This window comes from Terrabacter koreensis, assembly GCF_054783315.1.
Map to the genome: position 1 here is coordinate 1,503,619 of NZ_BAAGQU010000004.1, position 18,078 is coordinate 1,521,696.

At 70.8% G+C, this 18,078-nt stretch carries 15 protein-coding genes; 3 read left to right on the forward strand and 12 right to left on the reverse strand.

The genetic code is table 11. The features are described from left to right. Positions 1–129: 129 nt before the first annotated feature. Entirely contained in the window at positions 130–858 is a 729-nt protein-coding gene (locus ACYVNR_RS09790) for a TetR/AcrR family transcriptional regulator (protein ID WP_461048301.1), read from the reverse strand. Positions 859–1,127: 269 nt separating this feature from the next. Between ACYVNR_RS09790 and ACYVNR_RS09795 the strand changes: the two genes are divergently transcribed. Continuing rightward, positions 1,128–2,033, forward strand: a complete 906-nt coding sequence (locus ACYVNR_RS09795) for a membrane protein (RefSeq protein WP_461047890.1) — start codon at positions 1,128–1,130, stop codon at positions 2,031–2,033. 244 nt (positions 2,034–2,277) lie between these two features. Further along, a complete protein-coding gene (locus ACYVNR_RS09800; RefSeq protein WP_045186601.1) occupies positions 2,278–2,472 on the forward strand; it encodes a hypothetical protein in 195 nt (64 codons plus the stop codon). A gap of 268 nt (positions 2,473–2,740) precedes the next feature. On the opposite strand, the gene ACYVNR_RS09805 is transcribed toward ACYVNR_RS09800, so the two are convergent. From ACYVNR_RS09805 to ACYVNR_RS09815, 3 genes are all read right to left on the reverse strand, one after another. Continuing rightward, complete coding sequence (locus ACYVNR_RS09805) at positions 2,741–4,270, reverse strand: PQQ-dependent sugar dehydrogenase (RefSeq protein WP_461047891.1); 1,530 nt, start codon at positions 4,268–4,270, stop codon at positions 2,741–2,743. A 777-nt stretch (positions 4,271–5,047) separates the two neighbouring features. Then, the gene (locus ACYVNR_RS09810; protein WP_052677008.1) at positions 5,048–5,644 is read right to left on the reverse strand and encodes a phosphatase PAP2 family protein; all 597 of its coding nucleotides are present in this window, start codon (positions 5,642–5,644) and stop codon (positions 5,048–5,050) included. A gap of 293 nt (positions 5,645–5,937) precedes the next feature. Continuing rightward, the gene (locus ACYVNR_RS09815; RefSeq protein WP_052677009.1) at positions 5,938–8,778 is read right to left on the reverse strand and encodes a S8 family serine peptidase; all 2,841 of its coding nucleotides are present in this window, start codon (positions 8,776–8,778) and stop codon (positions 5,938–5,940) included. Between the two features lie 493 nt (positions 8,779–9,271). On the opposite strand from ACYVNR_RS09815, the gene ACYVNR_RS09820 reads away from it, so the two are divergent. Next, positions 9,272–10,189: an NAD(P)-dependent oxidoreductase gene (locus ACYVNR_RS09820; RefSeq protein ID WP_461048302.1), complete on the forward strand. Its 918-nt coding sequence runs from the start codon at positions 9,272–9,274 to the stop codon at positions 10,187–10,189. 218 nt (positions 10,190–10,407) lie between these two features. Here ACYVNR_RS09820 and ACYVNR_RS09825 read toward each other — a convergent pair whose 3' ends face one another. The 8 genes from ACYVNR_RS09825 to ACYVNR_RS09860 form a co-directional block, all read right to left on the reverse strand. Further along, positions 10,408–11,292 (reverse strand): MurR/RpiR family transcriptional regulator, encoded by an 885-nt coding sequence (locus ACYVNR_RS09825; protein ID WP_461047892.1) that lies wholly within the window; start codon positions 11,290–11,292, stop codon positions 10,408–10,410. A gap of 117 nt (positions 11,293–11,409) precedes the next feature. Next, positions 11,410–12,786, reverse strand: a complete 1,377-nt coding sequence (locus ACYVNR_RS09830) for a cyanophycinase (RefSeq protein ID WP_461047893.1) — start codon at positions 12,784–12,786, stop codon at positions 11,410–11,412. 31 nt (positions 12,787–12,817) lie between these two features. Further along, the gene (locus ACYVNR_RS09835; RefSeq protein ID WP_461047894.1) at positions 12,818–14,062 is read right to left on the reverse strand and encodes a M20 family metallopeptidase; all 1,245 of its coding nucleotides are present in this window, start codon (positions 14,060–14,062) and stop codon (positions 12,818–12,820) included. Between the two features lies 1 nt (position 14,063). After that, entirely contained in the window at positions 14,064–14,816 is a 753-nt protein-coding gene (locus tag ACYVNR_RS09840) for an amino acid ABC transporter ATP-binding protein (RefSeq protein ID WP_045186607.1), read from the reverse strand. Positions 14,817–14,899: 83 nt separating this feature from the next. Next, on the reverse strand, positions 14,900–15,838 hold the full coding sequence (locus tag ACYVNR_RS09845) for an amino acid ABC transporter permease (protein ID WP_461047895.1): 939 nt from the start codon (positions 15,836–15,838) through the stop codon (positions 14,900–14,902). Positions 15,839–15,840: 2 nt separating this feature from the next. Next, on the reverse strand, positions 15,841–16,797 hold the full coding sequence (locus tag ACYVNR_RS09850; protein WP_458800113.1) for an ABC transporter substrate-binding protein: 957 nt from the start codon (positions 16,795–16,797) through the stop codon (positions 15,841–15,843). A 234-nt stretch (positions 16,798–17,031) separates the two neighbouring features. Then, complete coding sequence (locus tag ACYVNR_RS09855) at positions 17,032–17,376, reverse strand: ANTAR domain-containing protein (RefSeq protein WP_461047896.1); 345 nt, start codon at positions 17,374–17,376, stop codon at positions 17,032–17,034. Positions 17,377–17,380: 4 nt separating this feature from the next. After that, complete coding sequence (locus ACYVNR_RS09860; RefSeq protein WP_461047897.1) at positions 17,381–18,034, reverse strand: hypothetical protein; 654 nt, start codon at positions 18,032–18,034, stop codon at positions 17,381–17,383. Positions 18,035–18,078: the final 44 nt, after the last annotated feature.

The following is an 18,078-nucleotide window of genomic DNA, read 5'->3' on the forward strand; positions in this document are numbered from 1 at the left end:
AGCCTCGACGTGCCCGCCTCGGCAGGGCGCTTCGTCTCAGGCCTCGTCCTGGCCTTACCCCGAACGGACGCGTTCCGATGCCGGCGGGTCGTCGTCGGCGCGCCCGCGGGATGTTCAGGCGGGGCGGAGCTACTGGGCGTTCTCGAGGTCGAGGCGAACGAGGAGGTGCTCGAGGGCGGTCTCGAACTCTTCGTCGGTGTGGTCCTCGGCCAGCGGCGCGCGTAGCCGCGCAACCGTGGGGAACTCGCTCACATCGAGCTCGGCGTCGCGGTTGGGCAGGTCCGCGTCGCCTTCGTCGAGGGGCTCCTCCACGGGTGCCATAGGGGCTCCTTGCACGGCTGCCTCCAGGAGAAGGTGCCCGAGCAGGAAGCTGGTGAAGGAACGGTAGGCGCCGACGGCCTGCTGCTCGGAGAACCCACGGGCTTCGAGCCCGGTGAGGAACGCCTCGACCATGCGCAGGCTGCGAAGGGGTGGCCGCAGCCATGGGGCAGCCGGGTGGCGCGTCGCGATCAGCGGGAACGCGGCCGGGTGCTCGATGGCCACCCGCCTCACGTTGTGGGCGAGCACCTGCAGGAACGCCTGCCAGCCGTCCACCGGCTGCAGGTGCGCGGTGGTCGGGATCTCGATGGAGTTCACGAGCGCGTCGACGACGGCCTCGAGCAGGTCCTCCCGGCCGTTGACGTAGCGGTAGAGGGCCATGGCCTCGACGTCGAGGGCAGCGCCCAGCCGCCGCATCGTCAGCGCGCTCACGCCCTCCGTGTCGATCAGGCCGATAGCGGTCTCGACGATGCGTGCCCGGCTCAGCGGAGCCCGAGCAGCTGACCCCTGCGACGCTGCCGTCTGCTCTTGTGACGTGATGGTCCACCCCTCTCTGGTCGTCTCCTGTCTACCTCATGACGGCAGCGCACGATGGCCGACTCGGGAGTTCCGGGAGAGCCTGTGTTGCCTGTGACAGCGGAGTCTCGGCGCGTCTGTCTGACGGCGTATGTAGTGGGTACAGGACCGGTGACCGCGCCCCCGGCACCGGCGATTCGGAAAAGTTCGCGTCGGAGGTGGGGAGGACGGTGTTAGGCGGGTATGAGGGCTCTCGTACGGTTTACAACGTAAACGTTAGGGAGCCCGAGACCATGACAGACAACCTGAGTGCCGCCGCCACCGACCTGTGGCGGTCCGTGGCACTGTTCGTGCCCAAGTTCGTGGCGTTCCTGCTGATCCTCCTGATCGGCTGGTTCGTGGCCAAGGCCATCGGCAAGGCCGTCGACAAGATCCTCGAGCGTGTCGGCTTCGACCGCGCCGTGGAGCGTGGCGGGGTCAAGAAGGCGCTGGCGAACAGCCAGTACGACGCCTCCGGCATCGTGGGCAAGCTCGTCTACTACGCACTGCTGCTCTTCGTGCTGCAGCTCGCATTCGGCGTCTTCGGGCCCAACCCGATCAGCGACCTCATCACCGGCGTCATCGCCTTCCTGCCCAAGGCGATCGTCGCGATCATCATCATCGTCGTGGCCTCCGCCATCGCCGCCGCGGTGCGCGAGCTGATCAGCAACACGCTCGGCGGCCTGTCCTACGGGAGGGTCCTGGCCAACATTGCGAGCATCTTCATCCTCGGCCTCGGCATCATCGCGGCCCTGAACCAGGTCGGTATCGCGACGACCGTCACGACCCCGGTGCTGATCGCCGTGCTCGCCACCATCGCCGGTGTCCTCATCGTCGGTGTCGGCGGTGGCCTCGTGCGTCCCATGCAGTCCCGGTGGGAGCAGTACCTCGAGAAGATGTCGCAGGAGTCCGGCCGCATCAAGGCGCATGTCCAGGCTGCTCCGTCCATGACGGAGCAGGCCCGCGCGGCCAAGGACCGGTTCGCCGGCTCCGACCACGGCTCCAGCGGTTCCGACCACGGCTCCCACGTCGGGCCGGTCGGCGAGGAGGTGCCCGCCTCGGTGCAGGCCCAGGCCAACGCTGACTTCTACCACGACCGCCCGCTCGACACCGCCACCCAGCCCTTCCAGGCGGACGGCGGCCACGACCCCCGACGCTGACGGCATACGAACCCGCCGAAGGCAACCCAGATCGCCCTGCCGGCGCCGCGTCGAGGCGTCCCCGTAAGCACCACCGGCGCCGGCAGGCCCGGGGACCGGCCCCTCCACGGTTGACCGAGGCGGACGGGGCCACCACACGATCGAGCGCGCCGGCTTCGGCGGCTGACCGAGAAACGTCCCTGGGCCACGCGCTCCGGGGATGTGAACTGCCCGCATTCGCAGGGCAGTCGAGAAAGGAGAACAGATGCAGATCGACAAGCAGCAGATCATCGAGTTCCTCAAGAACCGCGGCGACCAGCAGCAGGCTCAGCAGGCCGAGAGTGAGCTGCCCGACCAGGTCGACACCGAGCAGCACGCCGACCTTCTGAACCGCTTCGGCATCAACCCGCAGGAACTTCTCGGCGGAGCCGGCGGCATCGCCGACAAGCTCGGCTTCTAGCGGGCTCACGCGGCAGGTCGGATGTTCCCCGACCGAATGTGCAGGAAGTCGACGTCACGTCGGCGGCCTGCCTTCTGCCACGGAGCAGGCCGGGCACGCCTACGGCCCGCCCCCCGGGAGTGGGGGCGGCCCGTAGGGTAGGTCGGAGGACAATGGTTCTACGACCAGAGGGTTGCGTCGGTGCCGAGTGTCCCGTCGACCGGTGCTCTCCGTGCGGCCCGCCGACTTGCGGAAGACGAACCGAGGTCGGGAGCGTCGGCCAGGGCGCCTATTGCCTCGACTGGCTCAGGCGCATCACGGCCCCCGTGGGCCCGTTCGGACCCGGAACACCGAAGACGAGCGCATACAGCTCGCCGGCGCTGTCCTGACCGAAGCCGATGAGCTGGAAGTCGAGCGGTCCGTCACGTAGCTCCACGATCGTGTTCGCTGCTGTCACGAGCGACCTGCGGTCGGAGTCGAACGCGAGGAGCCGGCCGTGCCCGTTGTTGAGTCGTCGCGACGTGTCTCCGAACACGTAGTGGCCCCTGAGGCCGGGCATGGAGGCTCCGCGGTAGACATAGCCACCGATGATGGCGGTGCCGTCGTCGTGGTCGTACTGGGCGACCGGGTCGGTGAGGCCGGCCGGGGTTCCAGGGGACTGCGCGAACACGAACGCGTCAGAGCGGGCGCCCTTGAGCTGGAAGCCTCCTGCGTCGAAGAGGAACGTTCCTTCCTTGAGGTGCCAGCCGAAATTCTGGCCGGGCTGGGAGACGAGGTTGACTTCTTCGACGTCGTTCTGGCCGACATCCGGCACCCACAGGTCGCCGTTGTCGCGGTCGAAGGAGAAGCGGAACGGGTTGCGCAGCCCGTAGGAGTAGATCTCGGGCACGGCGCCGTTCGGGAAGGGGTTGCCCGGAGGGATCCGGAAGGCGCCGTTGGCCGACAAGGTTCCGCGTGTGTCGGTTTGCCGCGGGTTGATGCGGAGCAGCTTGCCGAGCGGGGTGTCGAGGCTTTGGCCGTTGCCGATGCCAGGGTGACCGAACATCGGGTTGCCGTCGAAGTTGGTCTGGCAGTTCTGGTCGTCGGCGCCGCCGCCGTCGCCGTCGGTCACGTAGAGGAATCTGTCTGGGCCGAAGTGCATGTCGCCGGCGTTGTGGTTCGCCTGCGGGTGCTCGGAGGAGAGCAGCTTGCGGCCGGCCGGTAGGGCCGGGTCTACGTGAAGCGCACCCGACGCATCGGGGACGAGGTGCCACTCGCGGATCACGTCGACGTGGTCAGGCGTTTGGGGGAACCCATTCAGGCACGCGTCGGTGCTCGGACGCAGGGGGTGGTCAGCGGGGCCGAGGGGCTCGGACGTGTCGGTGTAGACGAGGCCGTCGGTGGAGAAGTCCGGCGAGAAGGCGGCACCCAGGAAGCCGCGCTCGTCCTTCGGGTCCTGAGGGCCGGCGAGCAGGCCCGACACGTCGAGGACCGAGGTCGGGGACACCGGCGCGGTTGCGGTGAGATCGAGGCTCCATAGCGTGCCGACCTGGTCGACGATGAAGAGCTCGTCGGGATGTCCGGGCGCCGTGATACCGGCCAAGGGCGCCGTCACTTCCGTGGTGATGGTGGTGAGGTCGACCTGCACGGGTCCCTGTTGGATGCGGGGTCCGATGGGGTCGTCGATCGGTACGTGCGTGGAGGGGCCGCTCGCGATCGCGGACTGGGGCAGCGAGACGGCCAGCGCCGTCACAGCCGCCCCGGCGACGAGCGCCGCTCTCCTGGTGGTGCGCCTGACCTGTGTGTCGTGCCGCAGGTACGGGGTCGGTGAGCTGGCCATGCGTGATCTCCCTCGAGGTCGAGCGAGCGCTGTTGCGGCGAGCGGCGCAGCCATGCGCCGGGCGGGGCGGCAGTGCACTGAACCCGTCAAGGCTAGGGTCCGCGGCACCAGCCGGGTCACTGCCCGTTGGTACTAGTACCCGCGGCCGCAGTCGGGTGAAGGCCGCCCTTACGCCCCATGACCCGCAAGCGTCGACGGTCCTTCACGGTCGCATGCGGGCGCCAGTGTGGGCCGTTGTGCCAGGGCAACGCTCGTTCATGCAGCGGCGATCCGGGCGTAGGCCCGCGGGCCGTTCGTGCTGGCCCGGACCAGCGTCTGCACATAGCTGCCCAAAGCAGCCCGGTTGAGGTCCGACGTGGCATCGTTGGCGCGGCGGGGGAGATGCGCAAGCAATGGGTGCGTGCAATCGGGAGCGTCGCTCCACCACTCGGGGGCTGAGACTGAGACGAGTTCCATGAGGCACGAGCCGTCCTCGGACGTGACGTGCTGACCATGCTGAGCGGCCAGCCCCCTTGGCTGGCCACCGCGTCATCCCTGCGACTGAGGCTCCTGCTGCAACGGTAGTCCGCCCGCGGGAACACGGCGAGGGGACAGATCGGACGTCGGGCAGACGTCGGCCAAGGAGGCGCATGTGCCACCCTCACGTGGATCGTGCCGCCGTGAATCGCACGGACCCTCTACGTGCGTCCCGTGGCAGCGGCCATGACACCGACGTATGTGGGCAGGGCCCGACCTGCCGCTATCCCTACTCGCATCTCTGCCAGTTGGGCAGTCGGCTTATGCGACTGGCGCAAGCACGCGGTCGACCACGGGGAGCCTGCGAACAGCTCCGACGAGGCGCGTCATCGGCAGCCGTACGAGCAGCCAGCCGAGAGCCGAGACCGCTGCGCCGAGGAGCAGACCGGCGACGACGTCATGAGGGTAGTGCGCGCCGACGTAGACGCGGGTGACGGCCATGAGCATCGCCGCCAGGGCAGCGACGATGCCTAGGCGCTTAACCACGAGCAGCAGCCCCACGGCGGCCGCACCCGCCATGACGGAGTGGTCGGAGGGGAAGGACCAGTCGGTGGTCCGGTCCACGAGGGTGAGCGCCGCGGGGTGCGCGACATACGGCCTGGCCTCGGCCACGAGCGCGGCGACCGGCTGGTTGACCGCAACCGCGAGCAGGGCCCCCGCTCCGGCCCAGAGGGCGGCCGCGAGATGAGGGTTGCTCGCTCCCCTCCGGCGCCAGACGCCCACCAGGATCAGCGCGGCGAACACCGCGATGCCGTACTTCGCAAAGGCGATGGCCGGTGTGTGGAGTGCCGTCGAGGTGCGGGCGAAATCGTTGATGCGCAGGAAGAGGGCGTCGCTCAGGTGGAACAGGGTGGTCACGGACGTCCTTCGGTATGGGTGGAGCGGCGGCGGCCGCACGATTCCACAGCCTGACGTGCAGATCTGAGAGAAGTCTCAGAGTGGTGCCGAAGACTCCGAGGAACTCCCGCCACTCAGGTCCGACCTCGCGAGCGCAGGAGGCTCAACCGCGAAATCGACCGGTCGGCGGGCCGCTGCAATCCCGGCGTATCGGCCGACTCATCCACTCCAAGCCTGATGCAGGCCTGCCGCACACATGAGACGTCCCCGGGCACACGAGGTGCCCGGGGACGGCCATGCTGGTTCTTGTGCGCTCAGGCGAGGACCTTGTACGTCACGACGAGACGCACGTAGCTCACGTCGTAGTCGCTGTTGTAGTAGCGGTTCGGGACGTACACCGCCGTCTCCACGACGCGTGAGGAGGTCACCAGGCCGGTCGGCGACACCGACCCGAGGGTGCGCCACGCCGTCGCCGTCCCCGTGTAGATCTCGGGGGTGAACGCGTAGTTCGAGGTGCCCCACTTGGTGAATCCGGCGGCCAGCTTCGAGGTGGCGAGCGAGTTGCCGTAGCTCTGCACCTTGAGCGAGCTGTAGCTGACCGCTGCCGGCAGGGTGAAGCGGTAGGTGCCCGCGGCGATCTCGAGCCCGTAGTACGGGTCGCACGCGTTGGCCAGCCACAGCCCGTACGGGCGGAAGTCCGAGGAGCTGAGGCTGCCCCAGGCGCAGGCGTCGTTGCTGCCCCCGGCCGTGTAGAACTGCGACCCCCGCTTGTCGAGCGTGGCGGTCTTGGTCACCAGCCGCTTGCTGCTGACGGTGACGGAGTACCTCGCGGTGGCTCGCCGGTTGCCGGCAGCGTCCTGGGCGGTGAGCGTCCAGTAGTAGGTGCCTGCGCCGACGAGCGCGCCGGCGGCGTTGCGCCCGTTCCACGTGATGCTGGTGCGGGCGGCGGCCCGGCTGCCGGTGATCGTGCGCACGATGCTGCCCGCGCCGGTGCGCACCTGGAGCGTGACGGTGGCGGCCTCGTTCAGGGTGAACACGGGCGAGAACGCGTCCTTGTACGCGTCCGGGTACGGGTAGAAGGCCGTGCCGTTGCCCACGATGGAGCTCAGCGTCGGGGCGGCCTGGTCGACGCGCACGTTGATGGCTGCGGAGCCGTAGAGGGTCGCGCCACTCACCGCCTTGGCCGTGAGCAGCTCCACCCGATAGGTGCCGCTGCTGACGCGTGCTCCGGCGTTGGTCAGGCCGTTCCAGACAAAGGAGCGGGTCCCGGCGCTGAAGGTGCCGAGGCCGGCAGCGCCGCGGACGATCGTTCCGGCGGCGTCGCGCACCTGGTACTTCACCGTCTCGGTGTCGGGCAGGTAGAAGCTCAGCTTGATCGTGTCGGAGCGACCGTCACCGTTGGGGCTGAACGGGCTGGGACCGGCAGCGGTGAACCGCGGGTGCAGCGACTGGTTCCGGAACGACACGGACGCCGACGTGGGGCCTGCGCAGGCGCCGGCCACGGAGCAGCTGACGGCCGTGACCGTGTGGGTGCCGTCCGCCAGCGCGCTGACCGGGTAGGTGAGCGAGTACGGAGCGGTGGTGTCGAGGCCGCGCCGGACGCCGTCGACGACGAACGCGACGGCGCCGCCCGCCGCAGTGGCCTTGAACGTCGCGGTGCCGGAGACCAGCTGCGACGGGGCCGGGGCCGTGATGACCGGGGCGGCGTTGCCGAGGGTGACCGCGACGTCGGCGCCGTCCGTGCTGCACAGGTCCTTGATGCTGCAGTCGAAGGCGCGGAGCGTGTGGGCGCCGTTGGCCAGGCCCCACGTGGACCAGACCGTGCTGGCGGTGCCGCCGTTGGTGGCCACCGGGGCGCCGAGCGGCGTCGAGTCGGCGTAGAAGCGGACCTTCGGGGCCGTGGAGGCGGCGGTGACGGTGACCAGGCCGGACACGGGTGCCCCCGCGGTCGGGCTCGTCACGGCCGGCACCGACGTGGGCGCCAGGGCCTGCAGCGCCGAGGTGTAGTCGACCTGTCCGGCGCCGAGACCGAGGCCTGCATAGCCGTGCGCGCTGCTGACGATGGCGCTGCGCACGTCGGCGGCCTTGGCGTTCCGGTTGTGTGACCACAGGAGCGCGGCCTCGGCCGCGACGAGGGGCGCGGAGAACGAGGTGCCGTCGGCGGTGTCGTAGGCCGGCTGGAAGAAGGAGCTGCCGGCGGTCGGCGCCGTGCTGGTGATGTTGATCCCAGGGGCGGCGACGGTGACCCACGACCCGTACTGGGAGAACGAAGCCCGGTTGCCTGCGGCGTCGGTGGCTCCGACCGCCACGACGCCCGGGTACGCGGCCGGGTACTGCGGGAGGCTGCTGGCGTCGTTGCCTGCCGCGGCCACCACGAGCACGCCCTTGCTGACGGCGTAGGCCACCGCGTCGGACTCGATCTGGTCGGGCGTGTCGCCGCCCAGACTGAGGTTGATGACGTTGGCGCCGTTGTCGGCCGCCCAGATGATGCCCGCCGCCTCGGCATCCCCCCAGACCTGGCCGTAGGGGTCCGCGACCTTGACGGCCATCACGCTCGCGCCCATGGAGGCGCCCGCGACCCCGATGCCGTTCTCGGCGGTGGCTGCCGCGACCCCGGCGACGAAGGTGCCGTGACCGACGTCGTCCTGCACGTCGGCGCTCTGGTCGACGGCGTTGTACGTGTCGGTGACGCGTCCGACGAGGTCGGGGTGCGCAGTGTCGACCCCGCTGTCGACGACGGCGATGCGGACGGAGGCGTCGCCCCGCTGGACGTCCCACGCACTCGGTGCGTTCACCGCGTCGAGATAGGGCGCCGTCGCTGCGTACTGCTCGTCGTCGGGCACGAAGGTCAGGGTGCGGCGCTGGACCACGTCGACCCGGGCGACGTCAGCGCGCTGGCGCAGCTGGGTTGCGACACCGTCGGCGCGGGCCGAAGGAACCTCCAGCGACACGGTGCCGAGCTGGCGCAGCGTCCGCCGCTGCACACCTCCGTGGGCCGCGGCGGTGCGCGCCACGTCGGAGAGCGACGACAGGGTGCGCGACCCCGCCCGCATCTTCACGGACAGCACGACCTTGCCGGGGTCGGCCTGGACGGCGAGAGCGCCGAGGCGTCCACGGCCGTTCTGGCTCGGCGACATCGACGTGCTCGGTGTCATGGCGTGCGCCTGCTCGAGGCGTTCACGCTTTCCGCCGGGCGACGGCTCACCCGCCGCGTATGCCGTCGCGCCCGGTGGGACGACGAGTGCGAACGTGACAGCGGCAGCAAAAAGGCATCGGCGACCTGCGCCCATACAAACCCCCTGTGTGGCCCGTTGGCGGGAAAGGCACGCCAGCGGTGACGATCCCCGTGCGATCGCAACGGGTCCGATGCGCAACGTAGCGCCGCGGCGGACATCTCGCAGCGAATCGGCACAAATGGGTGACACGGGAGTCTCGGGCCGCTGCGTCGGGCGGTCTGTGTGATGCTCAGGCGGTGGAAGCACGAAAAGCAGGGGCGAGGGTGGGTGCGCACCCGAGGATGGGCAGGTGAGCCGGGTGACAGGAGGTGACCGGTCCCCTCGCCTGGGGGAGCCGGTCGCCCAGACCTGGCGTACACGCGCGCTGAAGTCCGCCGGGTCGTGCCTACAGGAGGTGATGTGATTGGACCGCGTGGGGTTTCTCGGACTCGGCATCATGGGGACGCCCATGGCGATGCGGCTCGCGGAGGCCGGAGTCCCGCTCATGGTGTGGAACCGTGATCCGTCGCGCTGCGAGCCCCTGCTGCGGGCAGGCGCCCAGCACGGCGCAACTCAGGACGACGTGCTGCGGGCGTGCCGCGTCAACCTCTTCATGCTCGCCGACGAGCACGCGATAGACGAGGTACTGGGGCGCGGCACCCCGGACTTCTCGCGGCGCGTGGCCGGCCGGGTGCTGGTGTTCATGGGAACCACCGCGCCCGAGTACGCCACGGCCCTGGCCGCCGACATCGCCGCCGCGGCAGGAACCCACGTGGAAGCGCCGGTCTCCGGATCGAAGGTGCCGGCGGAGCAGGGCCGGCTGGTTGCGATGCTCGCCGGCCGCGCCGATGTCGTCGACGAGGTCGAGGGGATCATCAAGCCGATGTGCCGCAGCATTCACAGGTGCGGCAGCGAAGCCGGCAGCGCACTGAAGATGAAGCTCGCGGTCAACCTCTACCTGGTGACCACTGTCGCTGCGCTGGCAGAATCCGTGCACTTCGCACAACGCCAGAAGCTCGATCTCGACACTTTCGTGTCCATCATCAACGCAGGACAGATGGCAAGCCCCGTGGCCGAGATCAAGGGGGCCAAGCTGCGCGAGCGGGACTTCTCTGCACAGGCCGCCATCCACGACGTCCGCAAGAACAGCGGCTTCGTCGTCTCGGCCGCCCGCTCGGCAGGCATCGCGACGCCGATGGCCGACACCGCCGATCGGCTCTACGACGAGACAGTCCGGCTGGGCTTCGGCGACGAGGACATGGCGGCGGTCATCCGCGCCATCGAACATCGGACCGAGTCGTCCTCCGACGCACCTGACGGCGACCGTCGTCCCGGCGCTCTCGAGGAGTGAGGACGACTCAAGGCTCTGGCGGCTCATCCGCCTTCAGCTGGGCTCGGCGAGCGTTGTAGCCGGAACGCGCGGCCCGCCCGAACTGGGGGATCCGGCGGGCCACGCCGACGTCTCGAGAGCGTTCAAGCACCAGCGGCTCGGCACCACTGGCTGCCGACTGCGCCAGGAAGACGGCCGTCAGCCCATCACGCCGCGCGCGGCTCGGGCCGGCCCACAGCTCAGTACAGTTCGAGTCGTCCTGCCGCGGCCTCGACGGCAGACATCCGGTCGCGGGCGGCATCACCCAGGCGGTCCACGACGCCGGCGATGCACGTCTCGACGAGGAACATCGACGTGGCCATCGTGTCGAAGGGGGAGACCGACGAGACGTCGGCCGCGAGCACGACGTCGGCGCTGGACGCGACCGGGGACAGGAAGGAGTCGGTGAAGAGCAGCACGCGGGCGTGGCGCCGGCGGGCCTCCGTCGCGAGCGACTGGGCCTGGGGCTCGTAGCGGCGGAAGTCGAAGAGCACCACCACGTCCTTGCGTGACAGCTCGGAGAGCGCCGCTGCGCGTGAGGACACGGCGTTCGGGACCATCGTCGCGCCCGGCCGCAGCTGCTCGAGGTGCTGGTGCAGGTAGCGGGCGAGCAGGCCGCTGTAGCGTCCACCCGACAGCAGCACACGCCGGCTCGTGGCGAGCACCTCGACGGCCCGGTCCACCTCGTCGGCGGACAGGGCCGCGAACGTGGCTGTCGTGGCGGCGCGGGCGCTCTCGCCGGCCCTCGAGACGAGGTCGTCGGGGGTGTCGTCGTCCCGCCGCCGGTCGGCCCGTTCGTAGAGCGCGAGGGGCGAGGCCGACTGTGCCGCAAGGTCATCGCGCAGCGCCCGCTGGAAGTCGGCGTAGCCGTCGAAGCCGAGGCGGCCGACGAACCGCACGACGGTGGGCCCGCTGACCTCGGCGCGGGCCGCGAGCCGGGCGACGGTCTCGAGGCCCGCTACCGGGTAGGCCGCGAGGAGGGCCCGGGCCACCTTGCGCTCCGAGGCGCTGAGGCCCCCGAGCGAGCGTCGCACCAGGTCGGCGACACTGCGGTCGTATGCCGGGTGGACGGGGTCACTGCTCATGGGTCAACTCTCGCTCAGGGTTCGTCAATGGAAAGCCGGGGCGCGCCGGGTGCCGACGACCCGACCGGACGAGCGCCGCCTGTCGCGTCGACCCGACCGTGGCACCCGTCCAGCGCGTCACCGGGCGTGCACCGACAGGTCGAGGCGCGTGAAGGCGGTGGTCGTCGCCCCGTCACGGGTCCGGGCCGACGTGCGGGCGTCCTGGCGGAGGGTCACGACGAAGCGGGGGTCGTCCTCGAGCGTCGTGCCGGACGCGGACGGCTGGTTGGTGGCGACGAGGTCGCGTGCCAGCCCGACGAGCTCGTAGCCGGGGGAGGACCCTCGGAGGGAGGAGAAGACGTCCGTCGTGGTCACTGCGACGGGTCGGTCGATGCCGCGCAGCGGCGACGTGTCGCGCCCCGGCACCACGGCGTCGGCCTCGGGCACGTAGGTGTCACCGCTCGTCAGCCAGGTCCACCGGACCCCGTCGACGCTCCATCTGCCAGCAGCGCCGGTGGCGACGCGCGCCGCCCCGAGGTCGAGCACCGACACGCCGTGCCGCCCCAGCACCGAGAGCCGCTCGTGCGTGGTGCCGGCGCGCTCGACGACGAGCGCGGTGTCCGGGTCGAGGCCGAAGACGCGCCGTCGTCCGGTGTCCGCCGCGAGCCGAACGGCGCGGCCCTCGCGACCGTAGGCGGTGAAGTGCGTGTCGAGCAGACCCGAGCGGAAGAACCCGAAGCCGCCGCGGGGGAGGTAGCCCAGGACGGTCGGGTCGTCGAAGTAGCCCGGTGCGCTCCCGTCACGCAGTCCTTCCCATGACTCGCCGCCCGTGACCATGCACGGGCCGGCCTGGATCTGCGCGCCGGCGGACGTGCCGGCGACGACCGCACCGCGCGTCAGGGCTGCTCGGATCGCGGCGAGCACCGCTGAGTCACGCTGCTCGGGTCCGCGCTGGAGCACCTGCACGAGCCGGTACTGGTCCCCGCCGCCGAAGAAGAACCCGTCGAGCCGCGACACGCGCACCGCGAGGTCCGGGTCGTCGGCCGCACCGACGTGGTCGAGGTCGACCGGCACGTACTCGGCGCGGGCGCCGTAGGAGCGCAGGAGGCCGACGTAGAAGGCACCGTTGGCCACCGAGTTGCTCGCGTCCGGGGTGCCGGCGTCCGGGTCCTGCGACTCGGGCACAGAGGCGGCGGTGACCACGCCGATGCGGGCGCCGGCTCCGCCAGCACGCCGGACGATGTCGCCCCACACCGTGGCGTTGTCGTCGGAGAGGCCGCCCCCGACGAGCACGAGCTGGCCTGCACCGCTGGGCTGCTCGCGTGAGGTGGCGCCGGTCTCGGCAGCGCTCGCCGGGCGAGCGGCCCCGGGAAGCGCCAGCGCGGCGGCGGCGACAGCGGCCCCGCGCAGGGCGGAACGCCGAGCGAGGGTGCGGTGCCGGTCCGGGTGGCCGGCTGGGCGGTCGGGTCGGTGGCCGGTTGGGTGGTCAGGCTGGTGCTCCGGGGAAGGGTGCATGGAACCTCCTTGTTCGATGCGCCGCCGCGCGTCAGTGGTGGGTGGAGCCGCTTGCGGCAGAGAAGGACTCGGGCGACCCGGCGGCATACGTCTCCGGGTCCCCGGCACCCAGCCGTGCGACGAGCGAGGCGAGCAGCGCCGTTCGGGTCGGTACGGACGAGATGTCGAGCCACTCGGACTGGCTGTGGTCGTCCCCTCCGACGGGGCCGAGCCCGTCGAGGGTCGGGCATCCCGTGGCTGCGACGATGTTGGCGTCGGAGACGCCGCCGGTGGCGACGGCGTCGATGTCGAGCCCGAGCTCGGCAGCCGTGGAGAGCGCGAGACGCGCGAGAGCGTCGCTGCTCGTGGTGCGCTCCATCGGATCGGTGCGGTCGCGGACCTCCAGCTCGATGGCCACGCCCGCGTTCACCGGCTCCGCCGCGCGGCGACGAAGCTGCCCGACGACGACGTCGAGCACGTCGGACGAGGTGGCTCGCACCTCGGCGACGATCCGCGCCTCCTCGGCGACGACGTTGGGACGCGACCCCGCCTCGAGCACCCCGACGTTGACCGTGAGACCGGGGGCCGAACGGTCGAGCGCGGCCACGGCGAGGGCGAGGTGCGCCGCCTCCACGGCGGCGCTGGCGCCCCTGCCGGGCTCGATGCCCGAGTGGGCCGCACGCCCGCGCAACCGGAAGTGCAGGTCCGCGACGCCCTTGCGCGAGGCGACGAGGTCGCCGGACTCACGGGCGCCCTCGAGGCACAGGGCGACGTCGCTCTCACGGGCCAGCTCGGCGAGGACCGGGGCGCTGCCCGGCGCACCGATCTCCTCGTCTGGCGTGAGGGCGACCGTGAGGTCGACGCCGTCGGCCAGGCCGGAGGCGACGAGCAGCTCGCAGGCGTGCACGCCGGCAAGCAGGCCGCCCTTGTCGTCGCAGACCCCGGGCCCCAGAGCGCGGTGGCCGTCGAGTCGGAAGGGACGGGCGGACGCCGTGCCAGGCGCGAAGACGGTGTCCATGTGGGCGAAGAGCAGCACTCGTCGGCCGCTGCCCGGCCGGCGCGCCACGACGACGGGTCCGAGTGGGAGTCCGTCCGTGCCCGTCACCTCCCGCCGCTCGACGGCGAAGCCGGCCTGTTCGAGACGGGCGCACGACCAGTCGGCCACCCGTCGCACACCGTCGGCGTCGCCCGACCCGCTGTCGATGGACACGAGGGTCCGCAGGTCGACGACGAAGGCGTCGAGGTGCTCGGACGCCAGGGCGAGCAGGTCTGCCGACAGGCCTGTGGTGCGAGGCACCTCAGAGCACCTTCGACAGGAACGACCGCGTGCGCTCGTGCTGGGGGCGACCGAGCACCTGGTCGGGGCGTCCGGTCTCCACGACGACGCCACCGTCCATGAACGCCACGACGTCTGCCACCTCTCGGGCGAAGCCGATCTCGTGGGTGACGACGACCATGGTCATGCCCTCTCTCGCGAGGTCGCGCATCACGTCGAGAACCTCGCCGACGAGCTCGGGGTCGAGCGCCGACGTGGGCTCGTCGAAGAGCATGAGCTTGGGGTCCATCGCGAGGGCGCGGGCGATGGCGACGCGTTGCTGCTGGCCGCCGGACAGCTGGCTGGGGTAGCTGCCCGCCTTGTCGGCGAGACCGACGCGGTCGAGCAGCTCGCGGGCGCGCTCCTCGGCCACCCGCCGGGGGAGCCGCTTCACCTGCGTCGGCGCCTCCACGACGTTCTCGAGCGCCGTCTGGTGCGAGAAGAGGTTGAAGCGCTGGAACACCATGCCGATCTCGGTGCGCCGCGCGGCGACCTCCTTCTCGCGCAGCTCGTGCAGCCGCCCACCCCGCTCGACGTAGCCCACCGGCTCGCCGTCGACGCTGAGGCGTCCGGCGTCGACCTTCTCCAGGTGGTTGATGCAGCGAAGGAAGGTGGACTTGCCAGAACCCGAGGGGCCGAGGAGCACGGCAACCTCGCCGCGCGCCACCTCGAAGTCGATGCCCTGCAGCACCTGGAGGTGCCCGAAGCTCTTGCAGACTCCCTCGGCCAGGACCATGGGCGGCGTGGAGGACGCATCTCCGGCGGCGCCGGGCCGCTCGGTCGCGCGTGACGTGGAGGACGGCGTACGACGGAGAAGGGTCATGAGGAGGCTCCTGGACGGAAGGAGACGAGCCGGCCGAGACCGCCGCGCGGGCCCGGGGCCGCCACGCCTCGGCCGAACCGGCGCTCGAGCCAGCCCTGCGGGACGGACAGGAGGGTCGTGAGGGCGAGGTACCAGGCGCTCGCGACGACGAGCAGCGGGATGACCTTGAAGTTCTGCGCGTAGGCGGCCTGGATGTTGGACATGAGGTCGTGGCCGGAGATGACCGACACGAGGGCGGTCGTCTTGAGCATGGTGATGGTCTCGTTGCCCATCGGCGGGATGATCACGCGCATCGCCTGGGGCAGGACGATGCGGCGCATCGTCCGGCCCGAGGTCATGCCGAGCGAGTGCGCGGCCTCCACCTGGCCGCTGTCGACGGACTGGATGCCGGCGCGGATGATCTCGGAGGCGTATGCCATCTCGTTGAGTCCGAGGGCGAGCAGCGCCGCGACGGTGGCCGGGACGAGGTCGCTCGTGCGGCCCGTGAAGAACACGACGTCGGTGAAGGGGATGCCGATCGTCGTCGTCGGGTAGAAGGCGCCGAGGAATCCCCAGAAGATGAGCTGGACGAGGACCGGTGTGCCGCGGAAGACCCAGACGAAGGCGCCGGACACGACCCGCAGCACGGGGTTGGCCGACAGGCGCATGACGGCGACGACGACTCCTCCGACGACGCCCATCGCCATCGCCGCGACCGTGAGCCAGACCGTCGTCCACAGCCCCGACAGCACGAGGTCCGAGAAGAGGTAGCGCCGGACGGTGGGCCAGTCGAGGTTGGGGTTCTTCGCCAGGCTGACGACGACCGACAGGCCCACGACACCGACGAGCACCGCGGCGACCCAGCGACCCGGGTGGCGCACCGGCACTGCTTCGAGGCGTGGAGGCGGGACGGTGGCGGGCTCGATGGTGCTGCTGCCCTGCTGCGTGGCGGCCATGCTCAGCTGACCGCCGCGTTGATCGTCGCCTTCTCGACGGCGATCCCCTCGACGCCGTACTTGGCGAGGATCTTCGTGTACGTGCCGTCGTCCATGAGCGACTGCAGGGCCTTCTGCACCGCCTTGGCGAGCTCGGGGTCGGCCTTGCTGAGGCCGATCCCGTTCGGGGTCGCCTCGTACCCGGTGGGGGCCGCCGGGTCCTCGACGAGCTCGAAGGCGTTGCCGCCGTCGGTCGTCTTCGCGGAGTATCCGGCCGCCGGCTTCGTCGCGAGAGCGGCGACGACCTTGCCCGCCTTGATCGCGAGCTGGGCGTCGGAGTCCTTGGGGAACTGCTGGAGCTGGATCGGTGCCTTGCCGGCCGCGGTGCAGTCCTTCTGCCACGTTGTCGCGAGGTCCAGCTGGTTCGTCGCGGCCTGGACGGCGACCGACTGACCGCACAGGTCCGTGTAGGTCTTGATGCCCTGCGGGTTGCCCTTCGCCACGAGAACGCCCGTCCCCGAGGCGGAGTAGTCGACGAAGGTCAGGACGGCCTGGCGCTCCTTCTTGTCGGTCATGGCCGACATGACGGCGTCGAACTTGCCCGCCTGGATGGCCGGGATGATGCCGTCGAACTTCTGTGCCGTGAACGTGAAGCGCAGCCCCAGGCGCGCGGCGATCGCCTGGCCCAGGTCGTAGTCGACGCCGGTGATCTGCGACGAGCCCTCCGCGGCGAACATCTCGAACGGGGCGTACGGGACGTCGGTGGCGACCCGCACCTCCCCGGAGTCGCGGTACTTCTGCGGCACGAGGGCCTTTGCGGCGCTGTCGACGCCGACGCTGACGCCGGCGACGGTGACGGACGCGGGGGTGCTCGCCTCGCTCGCGGCGCCGGTGCCCGACGCGCAGGAGGCCAGGGTGAGGGAGGCGAGGGCCACCGCGGAGGCGACGCCGAGCCGGGACGCGGGAGTACGTGTGCGCACTGCAGATCCTTCACTGGAGGCAGCGCACCGGCGGCCGCCGGTGGCGTGTGAAGCATTACAGAAAGCACTAGACGGCGTCTAGATGTAACAGACGATTCATCGGGAGTGGTCACGCTGGCCGGGCCTGGATGGCTCGATCCAGCGTCGTGCGGCTGCGCCGCCCCACACCTTGCGGGCGGCCGGGCCACGCATCGAGCCCGGCCCGGCCGCCGCCTGTCGCAGTCGGAGGTCCGGCTACCACTGCTCGGGCCAGAGCAGCGCCTCCCGCCGGCGAGGACCGTCCTCTGGCGGGTGACGGGTACCGGGCAACGTGCGACGGTGCACTTCGACCGCGACGTCGGCAACGCGTACGTTGCGGTCCAGTGCGCGCTGCCGCATCAGCGAGAACGCCTCGAGTGGAGTACACCCCAGCCGCGCCATGAGGATGCCGACCGCCCGTTGGATGCCCGGTGCGGCTGTCACGGCCGCGCGCAGGACCCGGACCTCGCGCTCGAGGGCCAGCACGCGACCGGGGGATGCCGCGGCGCGCCGCGTCGATTCCCTCCGCTGTGGTGCCGGCACCTCTGCTGCACGCGACACGCTGCTACGGGTTGACGTCTTCGGAGCCGTGCTTCGTGGCCCAGCCGGCTACGCGCTCTGCGGTGAGTCCGGCGAGCCGCTGCCCGTTCTCCACGGCATCCTCGCCGTTGAAGTCGAGCACCTGGACCACGGAGAGGTGGTGACGCACCTGCGCGACCGAGATCCACTGGCTGATGTCGACGTCGATGTGTTCTGAGTCGACCTTGCCCGTGGCGATGAGGTTGCCCTCGGCCACGACCGCGTCTCCGTGCCGCACCGTGTCGTTCCTGACGGTGAGTCGCAGAGTCGACAGGTTCTCGTCCATGGTCGGCACCTCGACGCGGCTGCACTGGCGCGCGGCCCTCAGCCAGGTGCCGAGGGCGGCTGACGCCTCGGTGTCCCCGGCGAACGTCAGTACCGAGTGCTTGACGATCGAGCTGTTGAAGGGATTGGGGGTGGTTAAGGTCGCCGTGCGCCGGTCGGTTGCCGTCGACGCGAGTGACGTGACCGCGGAGAGGCAGCCCGCCTCGGTCAGGTCCTCCTCGTCGGCGGATGCGTCGTTGCTGTACCCGAGGGGCAGGTCGTCCTTGGTCAGGAGAGGTGACGGGCCGGTCCAGCTCGGGTCGAGGCCGACGGTCCGAGAATCCGTGGTTCCTATCGAGCATGCGGCAGCCAGCATCGCCAGGCTGAGGACGCCGGCCGCTGACACGGCACGGGCGCGGT